The organism is Bacillus nitroreducens (assembly GCF_964021195.1).
This window is the reverse complement of record NZ_CAXHYI020000003.1, coordinates 3,745,523-3,767,851: the sequence shown is the minus strand read 5'-3', so window position 1 is coordinate 3,767,851 and position 22,329 is coordinate 3,745,523. Positions and strand designations below refer to the sequence as shown.

Here is a 22,329-nt window from a genome sequence, read left to right as displayed (position 1 = left end):
ACGTCCCAAATGGGGCGTTTTTTTAATTTTTATAAAAGGTTTCAACTTGGATAGTCTTTTTTTGTTTTTTACTAGGCTTGAGTGAGGCAATTTAATATGAGCGTTTATAATTTAAAACCCACTGAACTAGGATCAGTGGGAATCAACATTGAATATAAGTGCAAAAAAGGTATATCTTATACCTCCATAATAATCGGTAAGATCATTGGACGGCGTTTTGTTTTCTCATAAAGGAAAGGCGCAAGAGTATCTGTGATTTCATTTTTTATCTCAGACCATTGTGTAGTGCGACGCTCCATTACTTTGTTTAAATGTTTAGTAATCAAGGATTGTGCATCATTGATTAAATCTCCTGACTCGCGCATATACACAAAACCACGAGAGATTAAATCAGGACCTGCCGCAATTTTAAAGTCTTTCATATTAATACTTACTACAACAATGACAAGGCCTTCTTCGGATAGGATACGGCGGTCACGTAATACAATATTACCGATATCACCAATCCCACTACCATCAATATATACATTGCCTGAAGGAATTTTTCCTGCTACAGAAGCTTCATTCTCACTTAACGCAAGCACTTCACCATTATCCATAATAAAGCAATTTTCTTCTAGTACTCCACAATCGACAGCAGATTTCGCGTGCATTTTTTGCATTCTGTATTCGCCGTGAATTGGCATAAAATATTTTGGTTGCATGAGGCGAAGCATTAATTTTTGCTCCTCTTGTCCCCCATGACCAGATGTATGGATATTACTTAGTGGTCCATGTATCACATCTGCGCCAGCACGGTAAAGCATATCAATGATTCGACTAACACTAAGTGTATTCCCTGGAATAGGAGATGATGAAAACACAACAGTATCCCCAGGAATAATTTGAATTTGGCGATGTGTACCATTCGCAATTCTTGAAAGGGCTGCCATAGGTTCACCTTGACTACCTGTACAAAGAATAACTACCTTATTAGCAGGAAGGCGGTTGATTTGGTTCGCATCAATAAATGTATCTTTTGGGCATTGAATATAACCAAGGTCATATCCAATGGTTATCGCAGATTCCATACTTCTTCCGAACACAGCAATTTTCCGATCGTTTTGAACAGCAGCTTCAACAACTTGCTGGAGACGATGAATATTGGAAGCAAAAGTAGCGAAGATGATTCGACCATCTACCGTACGGAAAATATCGTGAATACTTTCGCCTACTCGTCTTTCCGACATCGTGAAATGTGGTATTTCAGCATTTGTACTATCAGATAATAAACATAGTACTCCATCTTTACCGATTTCAGCCATTTTTTGTAAGTTTGCTGGCTCGCCAACAGGAGTGAAATCAAATTTGAAATCTCCCGTATGAACAACTTGTCCTGGAGGGGTTTTCACTACAATTCCATAAGAATCAGGGATACTATGGGTTGTTCTAAAAAACGTAACCGATGTTTTGCGGAATTTTATAATGTCATCTTCTTTAATTTCAATTAACTTTGCTTGGCGGAGTAGACCGTGCTCTTCTAATTTGTTCCGAATTAAACCTAAAGCAAGTTTACCTCCGTAGATTGGTACATTAATTTCACGCAATAAATAAGGTATCCCACCAATATGGTCTTCATGGCCGTGTGTGATGAATAGCCCCTTAATCTTTTCTTCGTTCTTGACTAAATAGCTGTAATCAGGAATGACATAGTCGATTCCTAACAGCTCGTCCTCTGGAAATTTAATTCCAGCATCGATCAGGATAATTTCATCCTGAAACTGTACGCCATAAGTGTTTTTACCAATTTCCCCGAGTCCACCTAAGGCGAAAACAGCTGTTTGATCGTTCTTAACAAATTTCATAATTCATCAAATCTCCAATACTTTATAATCTTCATCTAGTTTTTCATATTCAAGATATGGACCTTCCACCTTTTGAATATATTCAATGTTAATTTTCCGTTCCATTAGTTTCTTGCGTACCTCAACTTGAGATTCTGCTTCAACATACATGGTTCTTGTATTTTCTCTTACTGGAACTTCATTTGCATCATCTTGATAGTAAATTTTAAAAATCATTGCCAAATCTCTCCTTAATTTCCGAAAGTTAGAGTAACTTTTTCTATTATATAAAAATATAACATGATTTTCATGTTTTTTCTTTCTTTTCCTAAATTATTCTTATCAAAGAGAATGAATAGGTAAAAAAAGAGGGGTGTCTTAGAGGCAAATTCTTTGACTTATCCGAATTAAGTCAGATATTTGAAGAACAAAAAAACCGCACACCTAAAAATTAATTATAACATTAATGAAAATGATAGTATATAGAGTCCACACAAAAGGTGAGTAATTATGTCTAGCGTATCACGTGCTGTTGAGGTTACAAATCAGTTCATCAAGAAGGTTCTCTGGCAACCTTCTTGATGGTTTGTTTGTCTGTGACTATCTAGGTGAAACTTTATAAAATGTTCTTAGGCAATTGTTTTCCTTTTTAATAAATCCTGCCATTGCTTGAGTAACTTTTTCCGTAACTTTTTTAGCATGACTATCATCTCCTTTTTTCTTAGACTTTAAACTTTAACGATTACTATATTTGTCTATATTATGTGGAAAAATGGAGTACTTTATCAGGCAAATAATTGGAAAGTAGAAATATAGTGACAAAGGAGTATAAATAGGAGGGATGCATTATTTTACAAACGACGTGTGGCATAACCTTTAGTTGGAGATGCTAAGAAAGTTTGCGTAATTCCTCCTAATAAGAGTAATATGCAGTTTCAATAATACCGTGTTTGCTATAACAGGATAATATAAAAAAGTACCGATATGACTTACACATCGATACTCATTTTCTCCTTTAACATAGGAAGGATTGCGGAAATTAATTTATCGTTCAATTGGAATCGCATTTTCTGGTTCGGCAAACGGGTTCTCTTTATTAATGTGGTCATAGAACATAATTCCATTTAAATGATCAATTTCATGTTGAAAACAGATAGCTGGTAATCCTTTAAGTTTCAAGATCACTTCCTCACCATCAAGTGTCGTCCCTTTTACTTTAATTTTTGCATAACGAGGAACATAGCCTGGTACCGCTCTGTCAACGGATAAGCAACCCTCTCCACTTGTTAAATAGCTTTTTTTCACTGAATGACTAATAATTTTTGGATTAAATAATGCATAACTATATAGCTCACCATTTTCATCATGAAGATGCACAGCGATCATTCGTTTTGAGACGTTAATTTGCGGTGCCGCAAGTCCAATTCCTGGTCTAAGTCCATATTTTTCAGCAACTTCTGGATTTTGACTGTTGATAACATATTCAATTAACTCTTCTAGTATTTTACGATCTTCTGCAGATGCGGGTAATGGTACCTCGTCTGCAACCCTACGTAATGTTGGGTGACCTTCACGAATAATATTTTCCATCGTTATCATAATTATCACTTCCTGCTCTTGATGATGCTTTTTTTAGCTTAAGTTTACCAGAGGTACGTTTAATTGAAAATACAAAAGTATGAGTTGAACCTGAGTTCTAAAGCTTGTATAAGCTCATATATTAATATCGTTTAAACAAAAATATATTAGGAAATCGTATTATAATATAGTATATTGGAAGTAACTAAGGGGGAGCAGATGGTGAAAAATAAAACGGGTATTATTGTCTTTCTTTTCATTCTTATGAGTTTTCTTCTAATGGGGTGCATGGGCGGTCCCTCACCTGAAGAACAAATGTATGAGACATTAGAAAAGGTTGTATCGATTGAAAAGGACTTCGAAGAACAACAAAATCCATTAGTCGAACTTGAGAAGAAAGAAAAAGCGCTTTACGATGAAATTTTAACTTTAGGAATGAAGGAATTTGAACAAATTGTTTCTTTATCTAATGAAGCTTTGACAGTTGTCGCGGATCGTGAGACAAGAATCAATAATGAACAAGAGAGTATCAATGCTTCTAAAAAAGAATTTCAAAAGGTTGAATCCATCATTCAAGAGATTAATGATGAGAAGGTAAAAAAAGAGGCAAATGATTTAGTCACATTGATGAATCAGCGTTATGATAGTTATGATGAATTATATAAATCATACAAAGAAGCCACTCAACATGATAAGAAGCTGTATGAAATGTTTCAAAATGAAGAATTAACGATGGAAGAATTAGAACAACAAATCAATCTAATTAATGAGACATATGAAAAAGTAGTGACAGCAAATGAAACATTTAATCAACTTACAGACCAATACAATAAAGCAAAGATTTCGTTCTATCAAAATGCGGGACTAAAAGTTGAAATGAAAGAAGAATAAAAAACGAATAGAAAAGGGCTATCATTAAATGGTAGCCCTTTTCTTATACCGTTTTTTCGAGTTTTCTTAAAGATATACTAATATACATAGAGTTTTTATAGTACAGGTAAAAAATGTGTACTGGTACAGTTTGAGTAAAAAGGGAATTATGAGAAAAAATAAAAAATAAAAAACCACAACAAAAACAGTAAACAAACAATTTGACGTGTGTCTTACGTTGTTGTAAACTTGGTTATGGAAATAAGGCAGTTGTATCAATTGCTTTTCTAAAATAATTAATACAGATTTATTTAGGAATAAAAATATCCTTTTCGAGCATGGCGTATTATCGCTTCTTCTACAGGTCATTACTAAATGGATAAAAAGAGTCTTTGAAAAGTTATATTTTTGGGTAACCTAATGCTGTATGTTTTGTATCAAGTTAACTTTATTTCATTGGTTCTCACCATAATAAAGTTAAGAACCAAGGTGAAAACCACCGAGGCATATTTTGATATTAGAAAATAGGGTAAGAAAGGAAGCGAGAAAAGATGGCTGTAAAAGCAAATGTCTTTGATTTACAAGGGCAACTGAAAAAAGTTGCTGAAAACTTTCCTATGTTTCAGATCTTAAATGAAGAAGGAGAAGTAGTAAATAAAGCTGCTGTTCCTGATTTAAGTGATGATCAATTAAAAGAATTAATGAGAAGAATGGTTTATACAAGAATTCTTGATCAACGTTCCATTTCTTTAAACCGTCAAGGACGTTTAGGTTTCTATGCACCAACTGCTGGTCAAGAAGCTTCTCAACTTGCATCACAATTTGCATTAGAAAAAGAAGATTTCATTCTACCAGGTTACCGTGATGTACCTCAAATCGTATGGCATGGTTTACCATTATACCAAGCATTTTTATTCTCACGTGGACATTTCCATGGAAACCAAATGCCTGAAGGAGTAAACGTACTTTCTCCACAAATCATTATTGGTGCACAATACATACAGTGTGCTGGTGTAGCATTAGGTATGAAGAAACGTGGTAAGAAATCAATTGCGATTACTTATACAGGTGATGGTGGTACTTCACAAGGTGACTTCTATGAAGGAATCAACTTTGCAGGTGCATTTAAAGCACCAGCTGTATTCATCGTACAAAATAACCGTTTTGCAATCTCTACTCCAGTTGAAAAACAATCAGCAGCTCCTACATTAGCTCAAAAAGCTGTTGCAGCTGGTATTCCTGGAATTCAAGTTGATGGAATGGATCCACTTGCTGTATACGTTGCTGTTAAAGAAGCACGTGAACGCGCAATTAATGGTGAAGGTCCAACTCTAATTGAAACAATGACATACCGTTATGGTCCACATACAATGGCTGGAGACGATCCAACAAGATATCGTACGGCTGAGCTCGACAATGAATGGGAAAAGAAAGATCCACTTGTTCGTTTCCGTAAGTATCTTGAAGGTAAAGGTATCTGGAACGAAGAAATTGAAAACCAAGTCATTGAAGAAGCAAAAGAAGATATTAAAAATGCGATTAAAAAAGCAGATGAAACACCTAAGCAAAAGGTTACTGACTTAATTTCACATATGTTCGAAGAGCTGCCTCATAATTTAGAGGAGCAAATGGAAATCTATAAAGCGAAGGAGTCGAAGTAAGCCATGGCGCAAATGACAATGATTCAAGCAATCACTGATGCGTTACGCACAGAATTAAAAAATGACCCAAACGTCTTAGTTTTTGGTGAAGACGTTGGTGTTAACGGCGGTGTGTTCCGTGCTACTGAAGGTCTACAGGCTGAATTCGGTGAAGATCGTGTATTTGATACGCCACTTGCTGAATCAGGAATTGGTGGACTTGCGGTAGGTCTAAGCCTTGAAGGTTACCGCCCTGTCCCTGAGATTCAATTCTTTGGGTTTGTTTATGAGGTTATTGATTCCATTAGTGGTCAATTAGCTCGTATGCGTTACCGTTCAGGTGGCCGTTATAATGCTCCTGTTACAATTCGTTCACCATTTGGTGGTGGTGTACATACACCAGAACTTCACGCGGATAGCTTAGAAGGATTAATGGCACAACAACCAGGACTTAAGGTTGTTATCCCATCTACGCCTTACGATGCAAAAGGTTTATTAATTTCTGCGATTCGTGATAATGACCCAGTTATCTTCCTTGAGCATATGAAACTTTATCGTTCATTCCGCCAAGAGGTTCCTGAAGGTGAATACACAATTGAAATTGGTAAAGCAGAAGTGAAGCGTGAAGGTACAGACCTTACTATGATCTCATATGGTGCAATGGTACATGAGTGCTTAAAAGCTGCAACTGAATTAGAAAAAGAGGGCGTTTCTGCTGAGGTTATTGACCTACGTACGGTAAGCCCATTAGATATTCCAACCATCATTGCTTCTGTTGAAAAAACAGGACGAGCTATTGTTGTTCAAGAAGCTCAAAAACAAGCTGGAATTGCTGCTAACGTTGTTGCTGAGATCAACGATCGTGCAATCTTAAGCCTAGAAGCACCTGTATTACGTGTAGCTGCACCAGATACAGTATATCCATTCTCACAAGCTGAAACAGTTTGGTTACCAAACTTTAAAGATGTTTTAGAAACAGCTAAGAAAGTATTGAACTTTTAATCAATAATTAGGGATTAAATCCTTACTTAGAACATAAAAAGCCTATGGTGTATAAGCTATTAGACTTGATGAAAAAAACATACGAAAAGCTGTACACTATTGGCTCTTTTTACATGAAACTAACAATTTAGGAGGCGAATACCGTGGCATTTGAATTTAAGTTGCCAGATATCGGTGAAGGTATCCATGAAGGTGAAATCGTAAAATGGTTTGTTAAACCAGGCGATGAAGTAAACGAGGACGATGTACTATGTGAAGTCCAAAATGATAAAGCAGTAGTTGAAATTCCTTCTCCTGTTAAGGGGAAAGTTCTAGACATTCTTGTAGAGGAAGGAACAGTTGCAGTAGTAGGTGACACACTTATTAAATTTGATGCTCCTGGATATGAAGACATCCAATTTAAAGGTGAAGAATCTGACGATGCTCCTAAAGCTGAAGAACCAAAACAAGAGGCAGAACAACCAGCTGCTACAGCACCAGCTGCAGAAGTGGATGAAAACCGTCGTGTTATCGCGATGCCATCTGTTCGTAAATATGCACGTGAAAAAGGAATTGACATCAAAAAGGTTGCAGGTAGTGGCGATAATGGTAGAATAATGAAGTCGGATATTGATGCGTTTGTATCTGGCGGTGCACCTGCTGCTCAAGAAACAACAGCAGCTGAGGCTCCAGAAACAGCAACACAAGAAACTGCAAAAACTGCAGCGAAACAACCAATTCCAGCTGGCCAATACCCAGAAACTCGTGAAAAGATGAGTGGAATCCGTAAAGCAATTGCAAAAGCAATGGTTAATTCTAAACATACTGCTCCACACGTTACATTAATGGATGAAGTAGATGTGACAGAACTCGTTGCACACCGCAAAAAATTCAAAGCAGTTGCAGCTGAAAAAGGTATTAAATTAACATACCTACCATACGTAGTGAAGGCATTAACTTCGGCATTACGTGAATTCCCAGCTTTAAATACATCTCTTGACGATGCAACAGATGAGATTGTTCATAAGCACTACTACAATATTGGTATTGCAGCTGATACAGATCGCGGACTACTTGTACCAGTTGTTAAAGATGCAGATCGCAAATCCATCTTTACTATTTCAAATGAAATTAATGAATTAGCAGGTAAGGCTCGTGATGGTAAGCTTGCTCCAGATGAGATGAAAGGTGCATCTTGTACAATAAGTAATATTGGTTCAGCAGGTGGACAATGGTTTACTCCTGTAATTAACCACCCAGAGGTTGCAATCTTAGGAATCGGTCGTATTGCAGAAAAACCTGTTGTTAAGAATGGTGAAATTGTTGTAGCTCCAGTACTTGCTATATCATTAAGCTTTGATCACCGTATGATTGATGGTGCTACCGCACAAAACGCACTCAACCAAATTAAACGTTTGTTAAATGATCCACAATTATTATTAATGGAGGCGTAATTCAAATGGTAGTAGGAGATTTCCCAATCGAAACTGATACAATAGTAATTGGTGCCGGACCAGGTGGATATGTTGCAGCCATTCGTGCAGCGCAACTGGGACAAAAGGTAACTATCGTAGAAAAAGGCACTGTTGGTGGTGTTTGTCTTAACGTTGGATGTATCCCTTCTAAGGCATTAATCTCCGCAGGACATCGTTATGAAACAGCTAAAAATTCTGAATCAATGGGAATCAAAGCTGAAAATGTAACTCTTGATTTTTCAAAAGTACAAGCATTCAAAGATGGTGTTGTTAAAAAATTAACCGGTGGAGTAGCAGGATTATTAAAAGGTAATAAAATCGACGTTGTACAAGGGGAAGCATACTTTGTTGATGCAAATTCTCTACGTGTTATGAACGAAGATTCAGCACAAACGTATACGTTTAAAAATGCGATCGTTGCTACTGGTTCTCGTCCAATCGAGATTCCATCATTTAAATATTCAAAACGTGTTTTAGATTCAACTGGAGCATTAGCTCTACAAGAAGTACCTGAAAAAATCGTTGTTATCGGCGGCGGAGTTATCGGTATTGAACTTGGTGGAGCTTATGCAAACTTCGGATCACAAGTAACAATCCTTGAGGGAGCAGATGACATTCTTCTTGGTTTCGAGAAGCAAATGACTCAAGTTGTTAAAAAGAACCTGAAGAAAAAAGGTGCAGAAATTGTTACGAAGGCATTAGCTAAAGGTGTTGAAGAAACAGAGAATGGCGTAACTGTGAAGTATGAAGCAAACGGTGAAGAACATTCAATTGATGCTGATTATGTATTCGTAATGGTTGGTCGTCGTCCAAACACTGATGAGCTTGGTTTAGAGCTTGCAGGCGTTAAAATGAACGAAAGAGGCATTATTGAAATTGATAAACAATGTCGTACAAGTGTAAGTAATATTTATGCGATTGGTGACGTTGTTCCAGGACCTCAATTAGCACATAAAGCATCTTATGAAGGTAAAATCGCTGCAGAGGCAATCGCAGGTGAGCCTTCTGAGATTGACTATTTAGGAATTCCAGCTGTTGTCTTCTCAGATCCTGAACTAGCAACTGTTGGTTACACAGAACAACAAGCAAAAGACGAAGGTCTTGACTATGTTGCATCTAAATTCCCATATGCAGCAAATGGTCGTGCACTTGCTCTTGAAGCAACTGACGGTTTTGTGAAACTAATCACTCGCAAAGAAGATGGCCTTCTCATTGGTGCTCAAGTAGCTGGTGAGAGTGCGTCAGATATTATTGCTGAGCTTGGTCTAGCAATTGAGGCAGGTATGACTGCAGAAGATGTTGCTATGACTATTCACGCACACCCAACTTTAGGTGAAATTACAATGGAAGCAGCTGAAGTTGCTTTAGGAACTCCAATCCACATTGTAAAATAAATGAAGAAAAAATCGCTCCAAGTAATTGGGGCGATTTTTATTTTGATAAAAATTCAAATGGGTATTTTTAAACGAGTATTCTTAGTTTGAACTTGTCGATGTTGATAGGATATCCTCAAGAGGAGTAATAATATCGTCTTTTTCAACAATCCCTTCGATTTTTGCAAGGATTTTATTGTGTTGAATAATTAATAATGAAGGAAATTCTTCCACCTGATAATTCGTATATTGTCGATTATCATCAGAAGAAATTACCTTCATGTTTTCAATTTCTGTTGGATATTTAGCTCTTAACTCCAATAAGGCATCGTAATAACTGCTCTCATTCCGTAAGTTCTCCACATCTGAAAAGAAAATAATTTGTTTTTCATTGTTTTCTGGTAGTGGTTGCTGATTGTTGAAAGAAGAACAAGAGGCAAGTATAAAAAAAGAAAGTATGATTAGAATAGAAGGTTTCATTTTTATAATCACTCTTCCATAAAATAGTTAAAAGTATAGGACATTCCAGCTATTTGAATAATACAAAACACCTATATTTCAGATAATTTTATTCTAACATGTATTGGAATCATTCTTTTCGATGTCATCGATTTGTTACGAAAATGAAAAATACTACCATTTTTTATTGCATATAATTTATATAGTAAAAATAAATATATAAAGACAAGCAAACATGCATAGTTAGTAAAAGGAGAGCATTGCCATGAAGGTCTATGTTATTGGATTATTTCAGGTGTTAATTTGGAGTATATTTTCATTCGTTACATGGCTATCTCGATCTGACAGTTTAGTAGCAAAAGCAATTTTGTTAATCATTTTTTGTTATTTTGCTTTTCTGATTGCAATTAAAATTGGTTTAACACGAAAAAGTTCTCTTCTAACAACAATCATCACATTCTTAAGTTTTTTTACCTTTGAAAAACTATTTTGGGCTATTACTTAAAACAGACCATATCCGTGTAGATATGGTCTGTTTTTGGTTGCTTATTCTTTCGTATCTTTTCCTGGATTCACTACCTTGTACATAATAATTTGTTCCTGTTTAAAAGATTTAAGCAGAGAAATCATGATACAGATTAACACGATCGTAAATGGAAATGCAGCAATAATAGATGCCGTCTGAAGTGTGGATAAACCACCTGCCCACAGAAGAATTGCAGCCGATGCTGATTGGATAATTCCCCAGATAAATTTAATCAAATTAGGTGGATTTAGGTTTCCGTTTGTCGTCTGCATTCCAAGTACAAATGTAGCAGAATCTGCTGATGTTATAAAAAATGTACAAATTAAGAAAATCGCGAGACTAGATAATATGATGGAAAACGGGAAGTTTTCAAGTACTGAAAAAAGGGCAACTTCCATGCCTCTCTCATTCATGATCGACATGACATCTATATTCTCGAAAAATTCAAGATAAATCCCAGAACCTCCAAATACAGAAAACCATAATGCACTAAAAATAGTTGGAACCGTAAGCACTCCAATTAAAAATTCCCGAACTGTACGACCTCTAGAAATTCTAGCGATAAAGGAACCAACAAAAGGTGCCCATGCGATCCACCATGCCCAATAAAAAATTGTCCAATCTTGAACCCACGTGCTTTCGGTAAATGGACTTAAGCGAAGACTCATGGATGGTAAGTTTTGAAGATAAGCACCAATGGTTGTTGTAAAAAGATCCATAATAAAATTAGTTGGGCCAGCAAATAAAAGGAAAAACATTAGCGAAATGGCTAAGATAATATTTAAATTACTCAAATATTTGATTCCTTTATTAAGACCTGTTTGTGCTGACAACATAAACAGTACAGTAACAATGGCGATGACAATCAACTGCGTGACAGCATTATTTTCAATCCCAGAGAATAAATAGGCAAACCCTCCACCTACCTGAATGGCTCCTAACCCTAATGAGGTTGCTACTCCAAAAACAGTGGCAAAAACAGCTAGAATATCAATGAAAACCCCTAGTTTTTTATCCACTCTATCACCAAATACAGGCCGTAGAATTTGACTAATTAAACCTGGTGATCCTTTTCTGAATTGGAAATAAGCTAGTGCAAGAGCGATCACCGCATAGATTCCCCATGGATGAAGACCCCAATGAAAAAAGGAATATCTTAGTGCAACACGTGCTGCTTCGTCAGTGATGCCTGCGCCAGCCGGCGGCGTGTGATAATGGTAGAGGGGTTCTGCAACACCCCAGAATACAAGACCAATTCCCATGCCAGCACTGAATAACATTGCAAACCAACTCATATACGGATATTCAGGTTCTTCATTATCTTTACCAAGTCTGATATTTCCGTATTTCGTAAATATCAAGACAAGCGAAAATACAAGAAAAGCGGTACCAGATAGTAAATAAAACCAACCAAATTTCTCAATAATAAAAGATTGGACCGAAGTGGCAACATTTTCTAAATTAGCATTTGGTAAATAGCTCGCAGGAATGACACCCCATACAATAAAAATGATGGCAATAATCACGGATATCGTAAATACAGGAGTAAATTTTTTCATATTAATGCCTCCTCACCTGTAAAAATAAGCTCTAAGATTGCCTGCCATTTATTCCTTCCAGTAAAGTATTCGTAAAAGCAAGGAGGAATATTCGAACTAACATCAATCAGTGAGGCTATCTAATTCTCCACAGATAATAGGGTAATGTGTTTGAAGATGTTTATGCTATTGAACTCATTCTTCTAAAACTGCGACAAAGTGGACTCCCATTTTAAGGCCAAAAAAAAATAGCCTTATCGGCTATTTGCGTTTATAGAAATACATAATTCGTCCATTGAACAGATGTAATTCCCCTGCAAGTTTTTTGGCTAAAAACTTGCAAAATTCATTTGCTTTTCCTTTATCACCAGCAGTTGAGTTGGCTGGTAGGTTTACTTGAATGTAGGGTCGCTCCAATTTTTCACCATTATCATCCTGGAGACTTTCTTGACCGACCCCTACGACAATTGCGTGGTACTTTTGGTGATCTGATTTTAAATAAAACCAATTGTTTTGTTGATTTACTTCTTTTATTTCGTATGGAAATGCAGCATTGTCATAATCCCAATCTAGTTGCTGACCAGTTTTACCGGTGATCTCTTTGTAATAGGTAAAAAGGTCTTTAACATCATCAAGTGAAATACTCTGTACATTTGATGCAGGAACAAGTTTTATGTATGCGTTTACCAAACTCTTCACTCCTACTCAAGTTTATGTAGATAATCATACTGTACTAACACTATTATTCTAGCATTTAAAAGACATCGCTTACAACCAAAGATTGTACAATGAACATATTGTATGATGATAGGTTGCAAATATGATTACAATTTGCTAAAAAATACAAATAATATAACATAATTAACTATTGACGAACTTAATGTGACATACTATTATATAATTAATAAAACATAAAGCGTTTTCAAGATTAGTTAAAAAACTATTTTGGGAGAGGGGCTTTGAATAATGGGAATCATCATCTGTCAAACTTGTAGCGAAACAATCGAGCATTTTGAATATGAGAAGGTTACTACACTTTATTCAACGTGCGACCATTGCGATTGTCAACAAGAAGATAAATAACTAATAAATCATATGAAAAAGCATGCAAAAAAATTGCATGCTTTTCTTTTGGTTTGATACGAGCGTCACTAGGAATCAACTTGTCAATCCAGAAGGTATAGGTACAGCCTGCGAGTCTCTAGCAATTAACAATAAAGCATCCAAGTTACCTAATTGCCCTGTGTTCTTTGATGACACGTAAAAAGTGTAATTCAGCATCTTCAGGTCCTTGTACTGGAAGGCCGGCCTCAATATTCGTTCGAATATATGATAAATTTTCCTCTGTAATGATTTCCCCAGGGATAAAAATTGGTATTCCTGGTGGATAAATCATGACAAATTCTGCAATTACCCTACCTGCAGATTCATCAAACGGTACAACCTCTGTTTCAGAATAAAATGCATCGCGCGGTGATAAAGCAAGAACAGGAATATCTGGTAGTAACACTTCTGGAACGGATTTTGATTCTGACAGGTCTGCTACTTCTTCAGTAAGTTTTGCAAGAGCAGAAATAAGCAAATCAGCCTCTTTTTTTGTATCTCCAGGTGTAACGATACAAAGTATGTTGTAGAGATCGGACATCTCAACTTCGATATTGTATGTTTCTCTAAGCCAAAGTTCAGCATCCGAACCTGTTATCCCGAGATCTTTCACCGAAATAATTAGCTTTGTTGGATCTAAATCAAATGTAGCTTTTGTACCAAGGATTTCACGCCCGACACAAAATAGGTTTTCAATTTCATTAATTTTATCCCGCATATAATTCGCTAACTGAATCGTATTTTCGATAAGTTCATAACCTCTTGTAACTAATTGTTTTCTTGCGACATCTAAGGAAGCTAATAATAGGTAAGAGGTAGACGTAGTTGTTAGCATACTTAAAATGGATTGAACCCGATTAGGTGATACTAAGCCCTCTTTTACGTTTAATATTGAACTTTGCGTCATGGAACCACCTAGTTTATGTACACTAGTTGCGGCCATGTCAGCACCAGCCTGCATGGCTGACATTGGTAGTCCATCATGAAAATGAATATGAACACCATGTGCTTCATCAACGAGTACAGGTATATCATAGGTATGAGCTAGATCTACAATTTTTTTAAGGTCAGCCGAAATCCCAAAATAGGTAGGATTAATAACGAGCAGTCCTTTTGCGTCAGGATGCTGTTCTAATGCTTTCTCTACTGAATCAATTGTGATTCCATGAGAAATTCCTAATGTGTTATCGATCTCTGGATGAATGAAAATGGGTACTGCACCAGAAAAAACAATCGCAGACATAACAGACTTGTGCACATTTCTAGGTACGATGATTTTATCGCCAGGGCCACAAACGGCCATAACCATCGTCATAATCGCTCCGCTTGTGCCTTGTACGGAAAAGAATGTATGATCTGCACCAAAAGCTTGTGCAGCTAGGTCTTGGGCTTGCTTGATCATTCCCTTTGGTTGATGAAGGTCATCTAGAGGCCCAATGTTAATCAGGTCAATTGAAAGGGCGTTATCGCCGATGAAATTTCTAAATTCTGGGTCAATTCCTGTCCCTTTTTTATGGCCAGGTATATGGAATTGAATCGGATTCTTTTTTGCATGTTCAACAAGGCCAGTAAATAATGGTGTTTCATTTTGTGACAATTGATCATCACACCTCTTTAATTAAATTTCAAATTAATGTCTTTCCCAACTAGTTCCAGCACCTATCCCATTAGGTTACTAACCATTAGTGCTCACAAGTCACTATCACAAACTTATGCTTTTTTTGACATATACAAAGAGTAGGGATGTACAGGTAACTTAGTCATCCGAAGAAAATGCAAGGTGTATCTAAGGACAAGCATACATTAACGTTCATGTTGAACGTAGCTTGAGATAGGTATTGTCCATATTACAGCGTTCCTTCACGTTCGACACATAAAACAAGTGAATTATAGCACTTCTTATTTAATTTGCATACAAAAATATTTCTCTTTTTTAAATTGTCACAACTGGAGATTATTAAACATTTATATAGTTGTTAAACTTTGCTTTAAATATTAGTAACCACTTTACTATCCTATGTATAATAAGAAAAAAGAGGAGTATCGAGAAGTCATATCGAAATGGATTAGAGGAAAGGTGGGGAATAGAATGAATTGGGAAACAAAGGTTTCTACTATATTAGGTATTCAGTATCCAATTATACAAGGAGGACTTGCATATTTAGCCTATTCTGAACTAGCGGCTGCGGTCTCAAATGCAGGAGGTCTAGGACAAATCACCGCCATGTCACTTGACACTCCTGAAGAACTTCGAAGTGAAATTAAAAAGGTTAAACAACTTACTAATAAACCATTTGGGGTTAACTATGCGATCGGACAACATGGTAGACCCTTTTCTGAAATGCTTGAAGTTGCGATTGAAGAAGAGGTACCTGTTATTACAATGACAGGAGGAAATCCAGCACCTATTTTTGAACAATTGAAAGGTGTAAATACAAAAAAGCTTGTCCTAGTTGCGGCTAGAAGGCAAGCTGAAAAGGCGGAAGAATTAGGAGCAGATGCTGTAATGGTGGTGGGTCAAGAAGGTGGTGGCCATCTTGGCAGACAGGATATCGGAACAATGGTCCTGATTCCACAGGTGGTAGATGCTGTATCCATCCCTGTTATTGCTTCTGGTGGAATCGGGGATGGACGTGGCTTAATGGCAGCGTTGAGCTTGGGGGCAGAGGGTATAGAGATGGGAACTCGATTTATTGCAACGAAAGAATGCGTGCATGCTCATCAAGCTTATAAAGAGGCATTGATAAAAGGAACGGAGAATGATACAGTCGTGATAAAACGTTCATTAGGTGCACCAGGCCGGGCGATATCGAATGAATGGACCTCCAAGATCCTCCAATTGGAAGAGGCAAATAAGGGGTATGAAGGATTAAAGGAATATATAAGTGGTCAAGCTAATAAGAGTTATATTTATGATGGGAAGCTTGATGGTGGTTTTGCTTGGGCTGGGCAAGTGATGGGCCTGATTAAAGATGAACCGACAGTCGCTGAATTATTTGAGCGCATCATCTTAGAGGCGGAGCAAATCAGAAACAAATGGAGTAAATAGAGGTGAGTTAGTTGGATTTGGATTACCAATATCCGATTTCTTTGGATTGGAGCACAGATGAAGTTGTTGATGTGATTACCTTTTTCGAATGTGTTGAAATGGCATATGAAAAGGGTGTTGCAAGGGAACAAATAATGAAGGCTTATAAACGCTTTAAAGAAATTGTACCAAGTAAAGCGGAGGAAAAACAGGTTTGCGGAGAATTTGAAGAAACCAGTGGTTATTCTGCGTATCGTGTTATTCAAAAAGCAAAACAAAATACGGAATTGATTAAAATGTAATGTGTCTAACAGAAACGGATACATAGTAAAAGGGATGTCTTATTAATTAAATAGGACATCCCTTTTTGATGTAAGCTTGTCGAAATTAGAAGTTTTATTTGAAACTTATTTTGAACTTTCTTGCGCAAGCTGATATAATGGAATTAACTTTCTGAAAGTTTCATCAATTACTTGTATCAATTCTTCACCATTCATTTCAAGTACTTTATCTTGAGAAATAGTCACTCCACAAAGAATTTCTGCCTTTTTAACCTTTTGTAGTCGTGTGAACATTGATTCCAGTTCTTGTTCGTTTAGATCATGATGAGTGAAAGTATTTGGTACTGTGTGATCAACAGACCATTGGAAATGGCTAGGGACACTTTCTCTAACTTTCTTTGAATACTCCATTAATTTTTTTCCAAATTCAACTTTGATTGGTGCCTCATAAATAACAGCAAACCAAACAAAAAGATGTGTATGCCACAAGCCGATTTGGAAATGAGGCAGCATTTTATAGCCGCGATTATTATTAGCAAAAGCTACCCAAGTATCTTTAGGTGGATTAATAGTCCTACGTGCATGTTTAGCTACGTGTGGAAACATTTCATCTCCTGTAAGACTTGATAGCGTGGGGGCAAAATGATATCCTAATTCCTCTAATTTAGGTCGCACATGTGTAATAAGTGCATCCATACGGTTTTCTAGTCCATCTATTGTAAAAACATCAAAATCCTCTTTTGTAAACCCTGTAAAAGCCATTTAGGTATCCTCCTATTGATATGTCTATTCGTATTTTACCAAAAGTATCGGAAAATCTGCACTAACTTGCTTGAGGCTTATCTAGGTATTCGCACATATTTGTTACAATGTTATTGTTTTTTCATAGTATAAGATAACTAGAAGTATCAGTCATTAGAGGAAGATGAGATTTAAAAAGATGAAAGGGGTGCAGAAGATTGAAACAAGTGATGAATGATTTTAAAAGAAGAGACGGAGAAAAACGCTTGGCTGTGTTACGTTTGGAAGTAGACTATGAATTGGCAACCCTTTATGATGCGATGATTGAAAATGATGATAAGAAAAAAGCTGAATGTAAAAAGAGACTTCAAAAATTAAGTCAAGAAATGAGTAAACTTGAAGCATAATAGCAAAGTGAATCATACTAGTATTTCCTATAAAAACGAGTATAGACAAAGTCAAGTTTGACTATGTCTACACTTTGAAGCGAATCTTACATGATTCGCTTTTCTTATTGCTTGATTTCCACTAAGTAAGTAAAGTAATCTTTAAAGTAGAATAAAAAGCGTATACTATTCCTTGGGATAAGAAAAGTGAGGTTGAAAAATGGTTAATTGGGATGAAATCGATACATATGCAAAACATTGGATAAAAGAAGCGGGGGAGCGGATTCGTGATTCGTTTAAAACGAAGCTCGTTGTGGAAACAAAATCTAATCCTGATGATCTTGTAACCAATATGGATAAGGAAACGGAACAATATTTTATCGAGAAAATTCATGAAACCTTCCCTTCACATCAAATTCTTGGCGAAGAGGGTTTGGGGGATAAAATACAAACACTAGAAGGGATCACATGGATAATTGACCCAATCGATGGCACTATGAACTTTATACACCAACAGCGTAATTTTGCGATTTCAGTTGCTGTATATGAGGACGGAGTAGGGCAAATTGGACTTATATATGATGTGATCCATGATGAGCTCTATCATGCTAGAAGAGGCCGAGGTGCATATTTTAACGACTCTAAAATAGAGCCTTTAGGTGATGTCCCACTTGAAAAAGCAATTGTTGCTATAAATGCCACGTGGGTAACCGAAAATAAGCGAATTGACCCTAAGATTCTTGTTCCAATTGTAAACGCTGTACGTGGAACACGTTCCTACGGTTCAGCTGCACTCGAGCTGGCTTATGTCGTTACGGGAAGAATAGACGTGTACATCACTATGCGCCTGTCCCCTTGGGATTTTGCAGCAGGCGTCGTGTTGTTGAATGAGGTGGGTGGTGCTATTACTACTCTAGATGGAGAACCATTAAATTTTTTAGTTGAAAATAGTGTATTTGTGGCCAGACCAAATTTACATAAGGAAATTTTTACTAAATTTTTAAAGAGGAAATAAGATTTAAAAAAAAAGAGCGTGGAAAGGGCAGAATTAGAGTCTGCCGTTTTCACGCATTTTTTTCTTTGTCGAAAAGCCTAAACCTGTCACTATAATTACTGCAATAATAGACAAAATAATACCAAGGAGACTTCTTTCAGCTACCGCTACACCAATAAGCATAATACAAACTGCTACTGAAATTGCAATAAGAAGCAACGGGATATTTACATTTTTCATTCCTTTTGAGCTCCTTTCCTATGGAATGTCATGCTTTTAGCGCCTAGCCTCAGAGGTCTAATAACCTGTGGCAACAAAGGTTAAAGAAAACTTTACATTTTCAGAACACTCGTTTGTGTGGCTAAGCAAGGGCTTGTGCAATCCTTAATTATTTTACATTTTTATATGTATTAATTCTACTGTTTGGTATATAATGTTTAAGTCTTTCATTTTTTAATAGTAAAAAAATGTAAAATGAAATTTAATTCTTTAATTTGATCTTAGGAGATGTGAAATCGTGACACTACGTAATGACTTACGAAATATAGCAATAATCGCTCACGTTGACCATGGTAAAACGACACTTGTTGATACAATGCTACACCAATCAGGAACATTCCGTTCAAATGAACATGTAGATGAACGTGTAATGGATTCAAATGATATCGAGCGTGAACGTGGTATCACCATTCTCGCCAAAAATACAGCTATTAACTTTAAGGGTACTCGTATAAATATCATGGATACCCCTGGACACGCTGACTTCGGTGGAGAAGTTGAGCGTATTATGAAAATGGTTGATGGCGTACTGTTGGTTGTCGATGCTTATGAAGGTTGTATGCCACAAACTCGTTTTGTATTAAAGAAAGCATTAGAACAAAATCTTACACCAATTGTTGTAGTGAATAAAATTGACCGTGACTTCGCTCGCCCAGAAGAAGTCATTGATGAAGTCATTGATTTATTTATTGAACTTGATGCTACTGAGGAACAATTGGAGTTCCCAGTTGTCTATGCTTCGGCACTTAATGGAACTGCAAGTACAGACCCTCATCAGCAAGATGAGAATATGGAAGCATTATTCAATTGTATCATTGAGAACATTCCTGCTCCAGTTGATAACAGTGAAGAACCATTACAATTTCAAGTAGCACTTCTTGATTACAATGATTATGTAGGAAGAATTGGAATTGGTCGCGTATTTAGAGGGACCATGCATGTTGGCCAACAAGTTGCCCTTATGAAATTGGACGGTAGTGTAAAACAATTCCGTGTAACAAAAATCTTCGGTTTCTCAGGTTTAAAACGTATTGAGATCCAAGAAGCAAAAGCAGGAGACCTTGTCGCAGTATCTGGTATGGAAGATATTAATGTTGGTGAAACAGTTTGTCCGATTGAGCACCAAGATGCATTACCAGTTCTTCACATTGACGAACCGACACTTCAAATGACATTCCTAGTAAACAATAGTCCATTTGCCGGACGTGAAGGGAAATTTGTAACAGCTCGTAAAATTGAAGAACGCCTTCGTGCACAACTTCAAACGGATGTAAGCTTACGTGTTGAAAATACAGATTCTCCAGATGCATGGATTGTTTCTGGTCGAGGAGAACTTCATTTATCGATATTAATCGAGAATATGCGTCGTGAAGGCTATGAACTTCAAGTGTCTAAACCAGAAGTTATCGTCAGAGAAATCGATGGCGTTCGTTGCGAGCCAGTTGAGCGTGTTCAAATTGATGTTCCAGAAGAACATACAGGTGCCATTATGGAATCAATTGGAGCACGTAAAGGTGAAATGTTAGACATGATTAACAATGGTAATGGTCAAGTACGTCTTATTTTTATGGTACCTGCCCGTGGACTAATCGGTTACACAACTGAATTTTTAACACTAACTAGAGGGTTTGGTATCTTAAATCATACGTTTGACAGCTACAAACCAATGGCTTCAGGTAATGTTGGCGGTCGTAGAGCGGGTGTACTTGTTTCAATGGAATCTGGAAAAGCAACCCAATACGGAATTATGGGGATTGAAGACCGTGGTACGATTTTTGTTGAACCAGGTACAGAAGTGTATGAGGGTATGATTGTTGGAGAGCATACTCGCGAGAATGACCTAACAGTTAATATTGTAAAAATGAAACAAATGACAAACATGCGTTCAGCGAATAAGGATCAAACAACAACAATGAAAAAGCCACGCATTATGTCACTAGAAGAATCACTTGAATACCTAAATGATGATGAATATTGTGAGGTAACTCCAGAATCCATTCGTTTACGTAAAAAAATTCTTGATAAAAATGAACGTGAAAAAGCAGCAAAACGAAAAAAACTTGCAGAAGTTAATCAATAATGTTGTGAACCTTGTCCCTTTTTGATACTTTTAGGATAGGAAAATGGGATAAGGAGGGGAAAGTGTGGATATTATTGATGAAATGTGGCCAATTGCAAAAATCATCTACAGTAATACAACACCTGAAACAGGTGCAAATATTTTATATGTTGTGATTTTGCTTTTGACCATAATTGTATATAATCTGGGCTTTGCAAGAAAGCTCCCGTTACTAAAAAACATTGTCGTTTATATCTTTTTAGCTTTAGGTTGTACTGTTTTGACATTATTAGGTTCTCTTTTACCGATAGCAGAAGGATTAGCGATTGCCGCTCTTTTATTATTGATTTATAAAATTAGACTGCATCAAACAAAGCAAAGTCAAGTCCAATAAAAGGAGGCAATCATATGAAATCCCTGCAGGATGCGATATATAATTGGCTAACCATCAAAATTGTTGCAGAGGCTAGGCCAGATGATAAAGCTGCAAAAGAGACCTTTGACCTTTTTGAGGATATATTAGTAAACGAGTTTAAGCTGGAAGATATCGAAATCCAAAAAAATGATGTTATGTACCTTGTGAAATATAAGATAGATGGAGAAGCGAAAAGTGCAAGATTCCCAACTGAATTAATCGAGGTCATGCATGATCAAATCAGTCAAAATCCAGAGAGATATCAAAATTACGAGTAAACGTAAAAGCCGAGCAAATCTGCTCGGCTTTTGGTTTATCGATTTTTAACAATTTTTTGCGCATGGAGCACATTTACGGTAGCATTACGCTTGTGACATAAGAATAGCATTGTCTTAAGAAAATACTGGATGTATTAACACTACGTTTGTGATCAAGATGAAAGCATTTAGATGGAATTCACTCTAAATGCGACTTGCAGAGTTGTTTTTACCACCAATCATCATCTGTTTTCTTTTTACGGTAAAGTTTGAATTTGTTTGTAGCGATACGTTCATATGTTCTTTTTTCGATACGGTCGTGGCATTCTAGACACATATATGTATGGATTGGGCGGTTTCTAAGTCGCTTAGCGAGGCTAGAATCATCCTCGATTTCTTCGATTTTATCACATATTACACATTTAACTTTCATATTTTTGAACCCCTCAAGTATTGTCGGTAATCTTTTTTACGTCTTGCTCAGACGGCTTACTGCTCGATGTCACAAATCCAATCGCCTCG

24 protein-coding genes are annotated in these 22,329 nt (G+C 36.7%); 14 read left to right on the top strand and 10 right to left on the bottom strand.

Going from position 1 to position 22,329, the window contains the following annotated elements; genetic code table 11:
- Nucleotides 1-176: 176 nt before the first annotated feature.
- From rnjA to def, 3 genes are all read right to left on the bottom strand, one after another.
- Nucleotides 177-1,844: a ribonuclease J1 gene (gene rnjA / locus ACWPVE_RS22270; protein ID WP_453997253.1), complete on the bottom strand. Its 1,668-nt coding sequence runs from the start codon at nt 1,842-1,844 to the stop codon at nt 177-179.
- 6 nt (nt 1,845-1,850) lie between these two features.
- Nucleotides 1,851-2,060 carry a DNA-dependent RNA polymerase subunit epsilon gene (locus ACWPVE_RS22265; protein ID WP_453997251.1) on the bottom strand — a complete coding sequence of 70 codons (210 nt, stop codon included), beginning with the start codon at nt 2,058-2,060 and terminating at the stop codon, nt 1,851-1,853.
- A gap of 807 nt (nt 2,061-2,867) precedes the next feature.
- Nucleotides 2,868-3,422 (bottom strand): peptide deformylase, encoded by a 555-nt coding sequence (gene def, locus ACWPVE_RS22260; protein WP_453997249.1) that lies wholly within the window; start codon nt 3,420-3,422, stop codon nt 2,868-2,870.
- 198 nt (nt 3,423-3,620) lie between these two features.
- Between def and ACWPVE_RS22255 the strand changes: the two genes are divergently transcribed.
- From ACWPVE_RS22255 to lpdA, 5 genes are all read left to right on the top strand, one after another.
- Nucleotides 3,621-4,292 carry a YkyA family protein gene (locus ACWPVE_RS22255; RefSeq protein ID WP_453997247.1) on the top strand — a complete coding sequence of 224 codons (672 nt, stop codon included), beginning with the start codon at nt 3,621-3,623 and terminating at the stop codon, nt 4,290-4,292.
- Nucleotides 4,293-4,822: 530 nt separating this feature from the next.
- On the top strand, nt 4,823-5,932 hold the full coding sequence (pdhA, locus tag ACWPVE_RS22250; protein ID WP_453997245.1) for a pyruvate dehydrogenase (acetyl-transferring) E1 component subunit alpha: 1,110 nt from the start codon (nt 4,823-4,825) through the stop codon (nt 5,930-5,932).
- 3 nt (nt 5,933-5,935) lie between these two features.
- Nucleotides 5,936-6,913 (top strand): alpha-ketoacid dehydrogenase subunit beta, encoded by a 978-nt coding sequence (locus ACWPVE_RS22245; protein ID WP_453997243.1) that lies wholly within the window; start codon nt 5,936-5,938, stop codon nt 6,911-6,913.
- Between the two features lie 143 nt (nt 6,914-7,056).
- Nucleotides 7,057-8,346 (top strand): dihydrolipoamide acetyltransferase family protein, encoded by a 1,290-nt coding sequence (locus ACWPVE_RS22240; protein ID WP_453997241.1) that lies wholly within the window; start codon nt 7,057-7,059, stop codon nt 8,344-8,346.
- 5 nt (nt 8,347-8,351) lie between these two features.
- Nucleotides 8,352-9,761: a dihydrolipoyl dehydrogenase gene (gene lpdA, locus ACWPVE_RS22235; RefSeq protein WP_453997239.1), complete on the top strand. Its 1,410-nt coding sequence runs from the start codon at nt 8,352-8,354 to the stop codon at nt 9,759-9,761.
- An 81-nt stretch (nt 9,762-9,842) separates the two neighbouring features.
- On the opposite strand, the gene ACWPVE_RS22230 is transcribed toward lpdA, so the two are convergent.
- Nucleotides 9,843-10,220: a hypothetical protein gene (locus ACWPVE_RS22230; RefSeq protein WP_453997237.1), complete on the bottom strand. Its 378-nt coding sequence runs from the start codon at nt 10,218-10,220 to the stop codon at nt 9,843-9,845.
- 244 nt (nt 10,221-10,464) lie between these two features.
- On the opposite strand from ACWPVE_RS22230, the gene ACWPVE_RS22225 reads away from it, so the two are divergent.
- On the top strand, nt 10,465-10,704 hold the full coding sequence (locus tag ACWPVE_RS22225; RefSeq protein ID WP_453997235.1) for a hypothetical protein: 240 nt from the start codon (nt 10,465-10,467) through the stop codon (nt 10,702-10,704).
- Nucleotides 10,705-10,745: 41 nt separating this feature from the next.
- Here the strand turns inward: ACWPVE_RS22225 and ACWPVE_RS22220 are convergent, their stop codons facing one another.
- Both ACWPVE_RS22220 and ACWPVE_RS22215 read right to left on the bottom strand, forming a co-directional pair.
- The gene (locus ACWPVE_RS22220) at nt 10,746-12,284 is read right to left on the bottom strand and encodes a glycine betaine uptake BCCT transporter (RefSeq protein WP_453997233.1); all 1,539 of its coding nucleotides are present in this window, start codon (nt 12,282-12,284) and stop codon (nt 10,746-10,748) included.
- 240 nt (nt 12,285-12,524) lie between these two features.
- Nucleotides 12,525-12,953: a DUF1885 family protein gene (locus ACWPVE_RS22215; protein WP_453997231.1), complete on the bottom strand. Its 429-nt coding sequence runs from the start codon at nt 12,951-12,953 to the stop codon at nt 12,525-12,527.
- A 276-nt stretch (nt 12,954-13,229) separates the two neighbouring features.
- Here ACWPVE_RS22215 and ACWPVE_RS22210 point away from each other — a divergent pair, with 276 nt between their 5' ends.
- A complete protein-coding gene (locus ACWPVE_RS22210) occupies nt 13,230-13,346 on the top strand; it encodes a GapA-binding peptide SR1P (RefSeq protein WP_453997230.1) in 117 nt (38 codons plus the stop codon).
- Nucleotides 13,347-13,491: 145 nt separating this feature from the next.
- Here ACWPVE_RS22210 and ACWPVE_RS22205 read toward each other — a convergent pair whose 3' ends face one another.
- A complete protein-coding gene (locus ACWPVE_RS22205) occupies nt 13,492-14,964 on the bottom strand; it encodes an aminotransferase class I/II-fold pyridoxal phosphate-dependent enzyme (protein ID WP_453997228.1) in 1,473 nt (490 codons plus the stop codon).
- A 492-nt stretch (nt 14,965-15,456) separates the two neighbouring features.
- Between ACWPVE_RS22205 and ACWPVE_RS22200 the strand changes: the two genes are divergently transcribed.
- Both ACWPVE_RS22200 and ACWPVE_RS22195 read left to right on the top strand, forming a co-directional pair.
- The gene (locus ACWPVE_RS22200; protein WP_453997227.1) at nt 15,457-16,416 is read left to right on the top strand and encodes an NAD(P)H-dependent flavin oxidoreductase; all 960 of its coding nucleotides are present in this window, start codon (nt 15,457-15,459) and stop codon (nt 16,414-16,416) included.
- Between the two features lie 17 nt (nt 16,417-16,433).
- Nucleotides 16,434-16,697: a UPF0223 family protein gene (locus ACWPVE_RS22195; protein ID WP_453997693.1), complete on the top strand. Its 264-nt coding sequence runs from the start codon at nt 16,434-16,436 to the stop codon at nt 16,695-16,697.
- 105 nt (nt 16,698-16,802) lie between these two features.
- Here the strand turns inward: ACWPVE_RS22195 and ACWPVE_RS22190 are convergent, their stop codons facing one another.
- Entirely contained in the window at nt 16,803-17,438 is a 636-nt protein-coding gene (locus ACWPVE_RS22190) for a YktB family protein (protein ID WP_453997226.1), read from the bottom strand.
- A 197-nt stretch (nt 17,439-17,635) separates the two neighbouring features.
- On the opposite strand from ACWPVE_RS22190, the gene ACWPVE_RS22185 reads away from it, so the two are divergent.
- On the top strand, nt 17,636-17,824 hold the full coding sequence (locus ACWPVE_RS22185; RefSeq protein WP_453997224.1) for a hypothetical protein: 189 nt from the start codon (nt 17,636-17,638) through the stop codon (nt 17,822-17,824).
- A 199-nt stretch (nt 17,825-18,023) separates the two neighbouring features.
- Entirely contained in the window at nt 18,024-18,818 is a 795-nt protein-coding gene (locus ACWPVE_RS22180) for an inositol monophosphatase family protein (protein WP_453997222.1), read from the top strand.
- Between the two features lie 33 nt (nt 18,819-18,851).
- Here ACWPVE_RS22180 and ACWPVE_RS22175 read toward each other — a convergent pair whose 3' ends face one another.
- Nucleotides 18,852-19,037 (bottom strand): YlaF family protein, encoded by a 186-nt coding sequence (locus ACWPVE_RS22175; protein WP_453997220.1) that lies wholly within the window; start codon nt 19,035-19,037, stop codon nt 18,852-18,854.
- A gap of 277 nt (nt 19,038-19,314) precedes the next feature.
- Here ACWPVE_RS22175 and typA point away from each other — a divergent pair, with 277 nt between their 5' ends.
- From typA to ACWPVE_RS22160, 3 genes are all read left to right on the top strand, one after another.
- The gene (gene typA, locus ACWPVE_RS22170; RefSeq protein ID WP_453997218.1) at nt 19,315-21,156 is read left to right on the top strand and encodes a translational GTPase TypA; all 1,842 of its coding nucleotides are present in this window, start codon (nt 19,315-19,317) and stop codon (nt 21,154-21,156) included.
- Nucleotides 21,157-21,220: 64 nt separating this feature from the next.
- Nucleotides 21,221-21,529, top strand: coding sequence for a YlaH-like family protein (locus tag ACWPVE_RS22165; protein WP_453997216.1), 309 nt, complete (start codon nt 21,221-21,223; stop codon nt 21,527-21,529).
- Nucleotides 21,530-21,543: 14 nt separating this feature from the next.
- Entirely contained in the window at nt 21,544-21,828 is a 285-nt protein-coding gene (locus ACWPVE_RS22160; protein ID WP_453997214.1) for a hypothetical protein, read from the top strand.
- 208 nt (nt 21,829-22,036) lie between these two features.
- Here ACWPVE_RS22160 and ACWPVE_RS22155 read toward each other — a convergent pair whose 3' ends face one another.
- On the bottom strand, nt 22,037-22,240 hold the full coding sequence (locus ACWPVE_RS22155) for a YlaI family protein (RefSeq protein WP_453997212.1): 204 nt from the start codon (nt 22,238-22,240) through the stop codon (nt 22,037-22,039).
- Nucleotides 22,241-22,329 lie beyond the last annotated feature (89 nt).